Genomic DNA, 10,666 nt, shown 5'->3' with positions numbered 1-10,666 from the left:
CGCTGGCGGCGGCCCGGCCGCGGGTCGTACTGATCGAGGGACCGCCCGAGGCCGACGCGCTGATTCCGCTGGCCGCCGACGAGGACATGCGACCGCCGGTCGCGCTCCTCGCCCACGCCGTGGACGAGCCGGGCCGTTCGGCCTTCTGGCCGCTGGCCGAGTTCTCCCCGGAATGGGTCGCGATCCGCTGGGCCCTGGAGCACGGGGTACCGGCCCGTTTCATCGACCTTCCGGCCGCGCACACGCTGGCATGGGGGATGGACACGGAGGACGAACCCACGGGCGAGGAGCAGCAGCCGGCCCCGACCGGCCCGGACACTCCCTCCGGCCCCGACATCCGCGTCGATCCCCTCGCCGTACTCGCCGAGACCGCGGGGTACGACGACCCCGAGCGCTGGTGGGAGGACGTCGTCGAGCACCGGGGTGTGGGGGAGCGGGACCCGTTCGCGCCGTTCACCGCGCTGGAGGAGGCCATGGGGGCGCTGCGCGAGACCTACGGGGCCGGCGGACACGACCGGGACCTCGTGCGCGAGGCGTACATGCGGCTCCAAGTACGCGCGGCGCAACGGGAGTTCGAGGACGACGTGGCCGTGGTGTGCGGAGCCTGGCATGTGCCCGCGCTGCGGCAGAGGACGGCTGTCGCCGCGGACCGCGCACTGCTGAAGGGGTTGCCCAAGGTCAAGGCCGAGCTGACCTGGGTGCCGTGGACACACCGTCGGCTGTCCCGGGCCGGCGGGTACGGCGCGGGCATCGACTCGCCGGGCTGGTACGGCCATCTGTTCGCCGCGCCGGACCGGCCGGTCGAGCGGTGGATGACCAAGGTCGCGGGGCTGCTGCGGGAGGAGGACCGGATCGTCTCCCCGGCCCATGTCATCGAGGCGGTACGGCTGGCGGAGACCCTTGCAGTGATGCGGGGCCGTCCGTTGCCGGGGCTCGGCGAGACCACCGACGCGGTGCGCGCGGTGATGTGCGAGGGCTCGGACATCCCGCTGTCCCTGGTGCGTGACCGGCTCGTCGTCGGGGATGTGCTGGGCGAGGTGCCACCGGGCGCCCCCGCCGTGCCGCTGCAGCGCGACCTCGACCGGCTGCAGCGCAGGCTGCGGTTCAAACCGGAGGCGCTGGAGCGGGAGTTGGAGCTCGACCTGCGCAAGGAGACCGACGCCGCGCGCAGCAGGCTGCTGCACCGGCTGCGGCTGCTGGGTGTCGACTGGGGCGAGCCGACCGCCTCGCGGGGGAGCACGGGTACGTTCCGGGAGACGTGGCGGCTGCGCTGGGAACCGGAGTTGGCGGTGCGGGTCGCCGAGGCGGGCGTCTGGGGCACCACCGTGCTCGCCGCGGCGAACGCCAAGGCGGAGGCGGACGCCGTCGGGGCACAGAACCTCGCCGACGTCACCACCCTCGCCGAGCACTGCCTGCTGGCCGAACTGCCGGACGCGCTCCCCGTGGTGATGCGGGTCCTCGCCGACCGCGCCGCCCTCGACACGGACGTCGGCCATCTCGCCCAGGCACTGCCCGCCCTGGTCCGTTCGCTGCGCTACGGCGACGTGCGCGGCACCGACACCGGCGCACTGACGGAGGTCGCCGCGGGCCTGGCCGAGCGGGTCTTCGTCGGCCTGCCTCCGGCCTGCACGGCCCTCGACGCGGACGCGGCCGAAGAGATGCGACGCCATGTGGACGCGGTGCACGGGGCGGTGGCACTGCTGGGCGACGCCGGTGGGGTTGGGCTTGGGCGGGGTGCAGTCTCCGGGGACGAGCGGGGTAGAGCCTCGGGGGGCACGCCGGGTAAGGCCTCAGGGGCCGGGCGTGGTGATGTCGCCGGGCTTGGGCGCGGTGATGGCTCTGCGCCAGGGGACGCGGGTGCAGCCGAACCTGGGCACGGTGGTGCGCCCGGCCCCGGGCCCGGCGAAGGCTCCGATCCTGCGTACGGCGAGGCCCCCGGACCCGAGCGGCGCAACGCCTCCGGGCACGCGCACGCCGATGCCCCCGCCCTCGGTCACGGTGCCCTGCGCGGTCGCTGGCGTGCGGTGCTTCGGACGCTCTCCGCGCGGGACACCGTGCCGGGCGTCATCCGGGGGCGTGCCGTACGACTTCTGCTGGACGGCGGGGAGTTGGGGCCGGACGAGGCTGCCCGGCTGATGGGGCTGGTGCTCTCGCCCGGGACACCGCCGGCGGACGCGGCGGCGTGGATCGAGGGCTTCGTCGGTGGCGGGGGCGGGCTGCTCCTCGTACACGACGAGCGGCTGCTCGGGCTGGTGGATGCATGGCTGACCGGGGTGTCGGCGGAGGCGTTCACGGACGTACTGCCATTGCTGCGGCGCACGTTCTCGGCGTACGAGTCGGGAGTGCGCAGAACGCTCGGCGAGCTGGTACGGCGCGGGCCCGGAAAGGGCGGGGGCGCGACGGTGATGACGGCGGCCGGGACACCCGGGTTCGGCGCGGAGCTGGACGTGGAGCGCGCGGATGCGGTGGTGCCGGTACTGCGGCTGATGTTGGGGCTGGACGAAGTGGTGGGGAACACCGACAACGACCTTGTGGGGGCGGCGGGATGACGACCGGCGACAGGAACGGCAGCAACGCCAGGAACGGCGGAAACAGCAGGATCGCCAGGAAGAGTCGGAGCGGCAGACAGGGTATGAGGAGGCCGGCGGAGGGCGCCCGAGTGGTAGGGGATGCCGTTGGGGGAGATGGAGGGCACGCGTGCGGGGCGGAGAGCGGCCCGAGGAAGGCCGCCGTGCGCGTCGTGCGGGCTGTGCGGGTCGTGCCGTTGTGGGAAGGGCTGCGCGCGGGGGTGCGCGGATGACGGCGACCGTGAACGGGGTGGCTGGGACGGGCGACGTCGGCGGGGTCGTGGATCCGGGGCAGGAGCGGTTGCGGCGGTGGCGGCTGGTGCTCGGGGGCGACGCGGCTGATGGCACCGGGTGCGCGTTGTCCGGGCAGGACGCCGCGATGGACGGGGCGCTGGCCGCGCTGTACGGCAGAGGGGACAAGGAGCGGGCGGGGAAGGACCGTTCGGCGGGGCTCGGGGCGTCGGCGCCGTCCGTCGCACGCTGGCTCGGGGACATCCGGACGTACTTCCCCTCCTCGGTCGTCCAGGTCATGCAGCGTGACGCCATCGACCGGCTCGGGCTCTCCGCGCTGCTGCTCGAACCGGAGATGCTGGAAGCGGTGGAGGCCGACGTGCACCTGGTCGGCACGCTGCTCTCCCTCAACAAGGCGATGCCGGAGACCACGAAGGAGACGGCAAGGGCGGTGGTGCGCAAGGTCGTCGAGGACCTGGAGAAGCGGCTCGCCACCCGCACCCGGGCCACTCTCACCGGTGCTCTGGACCGCAGCGCCCGTATCAACCGGCCGCGCCACCACGACATCGACTGGAACCGCACGATCGCGGCCAACCTCAAGCACTACCTGCCCGAGTTCCGGACGATCGTGCCGGAGCGGCTCATCGGATACGGGCGTGCGTCCCAGTCCGTGAAGAAGGAGGTCGTCCTCTGCATCGACCAGTCCGGGTCGATGGCCGCGTCCGTCGTCTACGCGTCCGTGTTCGGGGCGGTGCTGGCGTCCATGCGGTCGATCAACACCCGGCTCGTCGTCTTCGACACGGCGGTCGTCGACCTCACCGACCAGCTCGACGACCCGGTGGACGTGCTCTTCGGGACACAGCTCGGCGGCGGTACGGACATCAACAGGGCGCTCGCGTACTGCCAGTCGCAGATCACCCGGCCCGCGGAGACGGTGGTCGTGCTGATCAGCGACCTCTACGAAGGGGGGATACGGAACGAGATGCTCAAGCGGGTCGCGGCGATGAAGGCGTCGGGGGTGCAGTTCGTGACGCTGCTCGCGCTGTCCGACGAGGGGGCGCCGGCGTACGACCGCGAACACGCCGCCGCGCTGGGCGCGTTGGGGGCGCCGGCCTTCGCCTGTACGCCGGACCTGTTCCCGGAGGTGATGGCGGCGGCGATCGAGAAGCGGCCGTTGCCGATACCGGATACAGCCTGACGACGGGGGAGCGAGGGAGCGTCAATTGGCAGGACAGGAAAGGGACATGAGCAGCCATCGGTAATGGGGGGCTTGCGCGGGCTCGGGAGGGGCGTGCAAGGATCGGCATCTCATGATCCGGCCAGCGACACTGCCCGCTGCCGCCCTGCGCGTGATGCGTACGGCGGCCGGGCGGCGTGCGCTGCGCGTGACGTTGCAACTGACGCTGCTGGTAGGCGGGTTGTTCGCGCTCGGCTTCCTCTGCGGGGAGCAGGCGCATGCGGCGGAGGGTGGCCCGACGGCGACGGTGACCGGGCTCGTGCCGTCGGTACCCGGCAAGGCGCCGACGGTGAGCGGGAGTTCGGGTTCGGCCGCCGCAAGGGTCGGGGGCGAGGTCGGGGCCGTCGTACGTTCGTCGGTCGACGCCGTCGTGCATTCGGTGGGAGCGGCGCGGCTGCCGCGTACGGAGCCGTCCAGGCGTCCGCTCCCCCAACACCTCCATCCACATCTGCCGCATCCCGTGTCTCGACCGGCTACCCCCCAGCCGATTGTGAGGCCGGTCGTGGACGTGGTCGGGACGGTGACCGGTGGGTTGACGAGTGGGCTGACTGACGGGCTGGCGGAGGTCCAGGCCCGGTTGCCGCACGTATCGCTCCCGGCGCTCCCGGTTCTCTCCGAGCTGCCTTCCCTGCCGACGATTCCCACGATTCCCTCCTTGCCTTCTCCGGTGCCGGTTCCCGTTCCGATTCCGGTGCCGGGCGTGGGTGGGCCCGTGGCGCAGCCGCCAAGTGCTGTTCAGGGGGCTGCAGTCAAGGGGCCGGTGGCCGGTCGAGGCGCCCAGGAGCACGCGGACGTGGTGGCAGGCCTCGCCTACGGGCCGCAGGTCACCGGTGTCGGCGTAACGGGCGGCGAGGGCGTCGCGAGGGACGTGGGCGGGCATGGCGGGCGGTCCTTCGGGCAGGCGCCCGTGCCGCAGGTGCCCGGTGGTGACTCCGGTTCGGGTGGGGCCCTGGGCAACCAGTCGGCCCTGGACAGCGGCGGGTGCCGCCACGTCGATGTGCACGCGGTGAGCCCGGACCACCGGGCGCCGTTGCGGCTCGTACCCGGCGTCGCCGCGCGTGCGGACGTGGGCGAGGCGCGGGACAGGTACCGGGACGTCTTGGTCTTCCCCGGCTAGGGAAGCCCGTTTCCCCGTAGCAGACCTGCCGTACAAGTCCCGTGATCCTAAGGACCTGACCCAAACATGCACGCAAGCACGCATCCAAGCACGCATCCAAGCACGCATACAAGCACGAACAATGACATGTCCCCCATGTCCATATCTGGCGCCACCGTCGATGTCTCCCTTGCCGTGAGCCCCTTCGGCCCGCACCCGCACCCGTCCCAGGTCAGGGGCGCCGGTGCCATCAGGGGGATCCAGGCCGCCCGCGCGGCCCGTGCCGCCTGCGCCGCGAGGGTCGTAGCCACTCCTTCGTGATCGCCTTCGCCCGCGACGGGCGTACGACTTCGTGAGGTGGTAGGACCCGGACGGCCGAAAGCCGTCGGTTTGTCCGGGCGGAACCTCGCGAATGGGGTGAGCTGGTCCCCATTGGGGTGGGGATCATCCTCCCTGCGGCCCCCAGGGGCCGTTCCCAGGGGCCTCGCCGGGCCAACCCCAGCCCGGTGAGGCCCCGCACGACCCGCTCGATGCAAGCTGCCCGAACGTCCCGTCCGCGGCACTCCGTGTCACGGACGGCGGCATCATGTGACAGGTATCACCGCTCAGGTGTGACCCTCGATTTAGGGGCCCCCTGCAAGCAGCGATAACCTGCGAGACGGACATGCCGCGCGCTCGGTCACCGTGTGCGCCTCCCTTGTGACAGCGGACGTCACGTTGCCCTTCGCGGCACGCCCACGCATCCAACGAACCGCGAGATCACTGAGGACGGAAGCGCGTGGACCTGTTCGAGTATCAGGCGAGGGACCTCTTCGCCAAGCACGATGTACCGGTGCTGGCCGGTGAAGTCATCGACACGCCTGAGGCGGCCCGCGCAGCCACAGAGCGTCTCGGTGGCAAGTCCGTCGTCAAGGCCCAGGTGAAGGTCGGCGGCCGTGGCAAGGCGGGTGGCGTGAAGCTCGCCGCCACCCCGGACGAGGCCGTCGCGCGTGCGACGGACATCCTCGGCATGGACATCAAGGGCCACACGGTCCACAAGGTGATGATCGCCGAGACCGCGCCCGAGATCGTCGAGGAGTACTACGTCTCGTACCTCCTCGACCGCACCAACCGCACGTTCCTCGCCATGGCGTCCGTCCAGGGCGGCGTGGAGATCGAGGTCGTCGCGGAGGAGAACCCCGAGGCCCTCGCGAAGGTCCCGGTCGACGCCAACGAAGGTGTCTCGATCGAGAAGGCCCGTGAGATCGTCGCCCAGGCGAAGTTCCCGGCCGACGTCGCCGAGCAGGTCGCCGAGATCCTGGTGACCCTGTGGGACACCTTTATCAAGGAGGACGCTCTCCTCGTCGAGGTCAACCCCCTCGCCAAGGTCGCCTCCGGCAAGGTCATCGCCCTCGACGGCAAGGTCTCCCTCGACGAGAACGCCGAGTTCCGCCAGCCGGACCACGCGGCGCTTGAGGACAAGGACTCGGCGAACCCCCTTGAGGCCGCCGCCAAGGCGAAGAACCTCAACTACGTCAAGCTCGACGGCGAGGTCGGCATCATCGGCAACGGCGCGGGTCTCGTCATGAGCACCCTGGACGTCGTCGCGTACGCCGGTGAGAACCACGGCGGCGTGAAGCCGGCCAACTTCCTCGACATCGGCGGCGGCGCGTCCGCGGCCGTGATGGCGAACGGCCTGGAGATCATCCTGGGCGACCCCGACGTCAAGTCGGTCTTCGTCAACGTCTTCGGCGGCATCACCGCGTGCGACGAGGTCGCCAACGGCATCGTGCAGGCGCTGCAGCTGCTCGCGGACAAGGGCGAGGAAGTCACCAAGCCCCTCGTCGTCCGCCTCGACGGCAACAACGCCGAGCTGGGTCGCAAGATCCTCTCCGACGCCAACCACCCGCTGGTCCAGCGCGTGGACACCATGGACGGCGCGGCCGACAAGGCCGCCGAGCTCGCGGCTGCGAAGTAAGGGACGAGGGACAAAACAGCCATGGCTATCTTCCTCACCAAGGACAGCAAGGTCATCGTCCAGGGCATGACCGGCTCCACGGGCATGAAGCACACCAAGCTCATGCTGGCCGACGGCACGAACATCGTCGGTGGCGTGAACCCCCGTAAGGCGGGCACGTCCGTCGATGTCGACGGCACCGAGATCCCAGTCTTCGGCACGGTCGCCGAGGCGATCGAGAAGACGGGCGCGAACGTATCCGTCCTCTTCGTACCGCCGGCCTTCTCCAAGGCCGCCGTCGTCGAGGCGATCGACGCCGAGATCCCGCTCGCGGTCGTCATCACCGAGGGCATCGCCGTCCACGACTCGGCCGCGTTCTACGCGTACGCGGTCGCGAAGGGCAACAAGACGCGGATCATCGGTCCGAACTGCCCGGGTCTGATCACCCCCGGTCAGTCGAACGCCGGCATCATCCCGGGCGACATCACCAAGCCGGGCCGTATCGGCCTGGTCTCGAAGTCCGGCACGCTGACGTACCAGATGATGTACGAGCTGCGTGACATCGGCTTCTCGTCCGCCGTCGGCATCGGTGGCGACCCGGTCATCGGCACCACGCACATCGACGCGCTCGCCGCGTTCGAGGCCGACCCCGACACCGACCTGATCGTGATGATCGGTGAGATCGGTGGCGACGCGGAGGAGCGCGCGGCGGACTTCATCGCGAAGAACGTCACGAAGCCGGTCGTCGGTTACGTCGCGGGCTTCACCGCGCCCGAGGGCAAGACCATGGGCCACGCCGGTGCCATCGTCTCCGGCTCCTCCGGTACGGCCGCGGCGAAGAAGGAGGCCCTTGAGGCCGCCGGCGTCAAGGTCGGCAAGACGCCGACCGAGACGGCCAAGCTCGCCCGCGAGATCCTGGCCGGCTGAGTTACCTGTCTGAACGTCGATGGGCTCGCTCCGTGGGTTGGAGCGAGCCCATCGATGCGTTGTCGGCCGACTGCGGGTCCGTCGTGGCTGGTCGCGCAGTTCCCCGCGCCCGTAAAAAACGCAGGCCGGCCCGTGTTTTTAGGGGCGCAGGGAATCGCTCCCCTTAAAAACGCAGGCCAGCGCACGTCTTTTAGGGGCGCGGGGAACTGCGCGACCAGCCCCCACCGGGTCGCAGCCAACAATCTACCGACTCAGCGGTGCCAGCCTCTCCGGACCACTTGTCATCCCGTTCCGCAGACGGTCCCGTAGAGAGACCTCCTCCTCGGACAAGGAACCCTGCGCCACCCGAGCCGGCACCCCCTCCACCCGTTCCCCCAACGGCACCGGTGGCTCGTAACGCGTGGGCGCAGTCCGCACCGTGAGCGTCGTCGCGCCGATGATGGCGACGGTGAACGCGATCGCGGCCCGGGTCCAGAACAGGGTGCGGCGTTCGCCGACGAAGCGCACCGTCGGCGGCTTGGCCGCGTGCAGCCGCCCCGTGGAGGCCAGTTCGGTCAGCCGTCGGTGCAGCTCGGTCGGGTCCGACAGTTCCGGGAGCCGCGCGGCGACGGCCGCGCGCGCGTGCAGCAGCCGGTTCGCGGCGGCCGGCGTGCTCGCCTCCGTCTCCGCCGCCAGCTCCGCGAGACCGAGCCCGACACCGTCGTAGAGGAGGAGGGTCCGGCGGTAGGACGGGGGGAGTCTGAGGAGTGCGGTCAGCAGGGCGCGGTCGGCGGGGGCCGGGGGTGGGGGTTCCGGGTGGCGGTATCTGGGGCGGAAGCGGTGCCAGGGGGAGAGGGCGTACTCGTAGGCGACCGAGCGCACCCAGCCGGCCGGGTCGCGGTCGACCGCCACCTCGGGCCAGCGCTGCCAGGCGGTCTGGAAGGCCCGTTCCACGGACTCCCGCGCCAGTTCGCGCCGCCCGGTCAGCAGATAGGTCTGCCGTACGAGGGAGGGCGCGCAGAACGCGTAGAGCGCGTCGAAGGCCTGAGCGGGGGTCAGGGGGGCGGGTGCCGGAGCGGTGTGCGGTACGGGGATCTCGACCACGGCGATGTCGGCGTGCCGTGGCTCCGGTTGAGCCTCCGTCACCGCTGCTTCTACCTCTGCTACATCCACCTCTTCCTCTTCCACTGCGGGGGTGTTCTCGGCCAGGTCGTCGAGCAATTTCGCGTACGCCTCCCGTTTCCGGCCGCGTGGTGTGGTGCGGCCGGTCTCCCACGCGCGCACCGTCTCGCGGCTGACGCCCACCTGCGTGGCGAGCTGAGCCTGCGTCAGGGACGCGGCCTCGCGCAGCCGTCGACGTTCCTTGGGCGGCGGGAGCGGGGTTGCAGGGGTCTGCGTCACCGGGTGCCCCCTCGTACGAAAAAGTACATAAATGTATATTGAGCGACACTTCGGAGGTTCGCCTGTTACGACGAGAAAGCGCGTGTCGTTGGGAGCATGGCGGTCGTGATGCCGATGACCCACCGCCGACCGTCGTTGTCGCCCCTGCTCACCCGGATGCGCGACCGATCCCCCGGACTGGCCGCCAGCCTCTTGGGTGGCGCGGTCGCGGCGGGGCTCGGACTCGGTTCGTTCGCCGTGCTCGTGATGGTGCTGTGGATCAGCTCGCCGTACCCCGACAGCGGACCCGGCGGCGCCCTGCACATGGCCGCCGCGCTCTGGCTGCTCGCGCACGGCGTCGAACTGGTCCGCACCGACACCCTCTCCGGAATCCCCGCCCCCGTCGGAGTGACCCCGCTGCTCCTCCTCGTCCTGCCGGTCTGGCTGCTGCACCGGGCGGCACGGGACGCGGTGCTGGGCGGGGGAGACGACGAAACTGGCACCGACATCCCGCCGGTCCCGGCCCGCACCGCCTGGACCGGCGTCGCCCTCGGCTATCTCGCCGTCGGCACCGCCGCCGCGCTCTACGCGTCCGGCGGCGAACTCTCCCCCTCCTGGAGCTGGACGGCGGTGTGCCTGCCACTGCTCGCCGCGGGCGCGGCCGGTTCCGGCGTGTGGACGGCGTACGGGCGTCCGCGTGAACCCGTGTTGAGCGTGCTGGTGCTGTTGCCGGCCGGGCTGCGGCGGCTCGTTCTCGGCCCGGAGGCCCGCGAGTCCCGGGCCCGGATCGGCACCGCGGCGCGTGCCGCCGGTATCGGTACGGCGGTGTTCGTCGGGGGCGGTGCGCTGTTGCTCACGGCATCCCTGGTCTGGCACGGCGGCGCGGCCCAGACGTCGTTCCTGCGGCTGACGGAGGCTCTGTCGGGCCGGTTCGCCGTGCTGTTGCTCTGCCTCGCGCTGATCCCGAACGCGGCGGTCTGGTCGGCGGCCTACGCTCTCGGCCCCGGTTTCGCGCTGGGCACCCACCACACGGTGGACCCCCTCTCCTCGGCCCCGGCCCCCCTGCTTCCCCCGTTCCCGCTCCTCGCGGCGGTCCCGGACGCGGGCACCGGAACCCCGCTCAACTGGCTCGCGGGGCTGGTGCCGCTCGGCGCCGGGGTGATGGTGGGGTGGTTCGTGGCACGGGTCGCGGTGGGGCAACGGGGCGATGGCGGGGGCGAGTTGGCGGAGGCGGGGGATAAGCGGGGGGTGGTCGGTGCGAGTACCGGCGCCGGTCCCCGGCAGAGGTCGACCCCGGCTTCCTGGCAGAAGTC

8 protein-coding genes are annotated in these 10,666 nt (G+C 71.4%); 7 read left to right on the top strand and 1 reads right to left on the bottom strand.

Annotation, left to right across the window (positions count from 1 at the left end; translation table 11 throughout):
• Nucleotides 1–2 precede the first annotated feature (2 nt).
• The 6 genes from R6V09_RS35170 (at nt 3) to sucD (ending at nt 7,994) form a co-directional block, all read left to right on the top strand.
• Nucleotides 3–2,549, top strand: coding sequence for a DUF5682 family protein (locus R6V09_RS35170; RefSeq protein WP_317885520.1), 2,547 nt, complete (start codon nt 3–5; stop codon nt 2,547–2,549).
• Nucleotides 2,550–2,796: 247 nt separating this feature from the next.
• Nucleotides 2,797–3,996: a VWA domain-containing protein gene (locus R6V09_RS35165; RefSeq protein WP_317885519.1), complete on the top strand. Its 1,200-nt coding sequence runs from the start codon at nt 2,797–2,799 to the stop codon at nt 3,994–3,996.
• Between the two features lie 799 nt (nt 3,997–4,795).
• The gene (locus tag R6V09_RS35160; RefSeq protein WP_317885518.1) at nt 4,796–5,152 is read left to right on the top strand and encodes a hypothetical protein; all 357 of its coding nucleotides are present in this window, start codon (nt 4,796–4,798) and stop codon (nt 5,150–5,152) included.
• 135 nt (nt 5,153–5,287) lie between these two features.
• Nucleotides 5,288–5,452, top strand: coding sequence for a hypothetical protein (locus R6V09_RS35155; RefSeq protein WP_317885517.1), 165 nt, complete (start codon nt 5,288–5,290; stop codon nt 5,450–5,452).
• Nucleotides 5,453–5,909: 457 nt separating this feature from the next.
• Entirely contained in the window at nt 5,910–7,088 is a 1,179-nt protein-coding gene (gene sucC / locus R6V09_RS35150; RefSeq protein ID WP_280878363.1) for an ADP-forming succinate--CoA ligase subunit beta, read from the top strand.
• Nucleotides 7,089–7,109: 21 nt separating this feature from the next.
• Entirely contained in the window at nt 7,110–7,994 is an 885-nt protein-coding gene (gene sucD, locus R6V09_RS35145; protein WP_019066811.1) for a succinate--CoA ligase subunit alpha, read from the top strand.
• A 243-nt stretch (nt 7,995–8,237) separates the two neighbouring features.
• On the opposite strand, the gene R6V09_RS35140 is transcribed toward sucD, so the two are convergent.
• Entirely contained in the window at nt 8,238–9,374 is a 1,137-nt protein-coding gene (locus R6V09_RS35140; RefSeq protein WP_317885516.1) for a helix-turn-helix domain-containing protein, read from the bottom strand.
• 96 nt (nt 9,375–9,470) lie between these two features.
• On the opposite strand from R6V09_RS35140, the gene R6V09_RS35135 reads away from it, so the two are divergent.
• Nucleotides 9,471–10,666 (top strand): cell division protein PerM (locus R6V09_RS35135; RefSeq protein WP_317885515.1); only part of this gene is annotated, 1,196 nt, incomplete at its 3' end.

Origin of the sequence: Streptomyces sp. W16 (genome assembly GCF_033194735.1) — a bacterium.
Lineage (GTDB): Bacteria > Actinomycetota > Actinomycetes > Streptomycetales > Streptomycetaceae > Streptomyces.
Note: the sequence above shows the minus strand (reverse complement) of the source record. Positions and strands in the feature narration are given on the sequence as shown.

Coding starts and splice junctions, on each gene's coding strand:
- R6V09_RS35165 (WP_317885519.1), top strand. CDS start 2,797: ATGACGGCGACCGTGAACGGGGTGGCTGGGACGGGCGACGTCGGCGGG.
- R6V09_RS35155 (WP_317885517.1), top strand. CDS start 5,288: ATGTCCATATCTGGCGCCACCGTCGATGTCTCCCTTGCCGTGAGCCCC.
- sucD (WP_019066811.1), top strand. CDS start 7,110: ATGGCTATCTTCCTCACCAAGGACAGCAAGGTCATCGTCCAGGGCATG.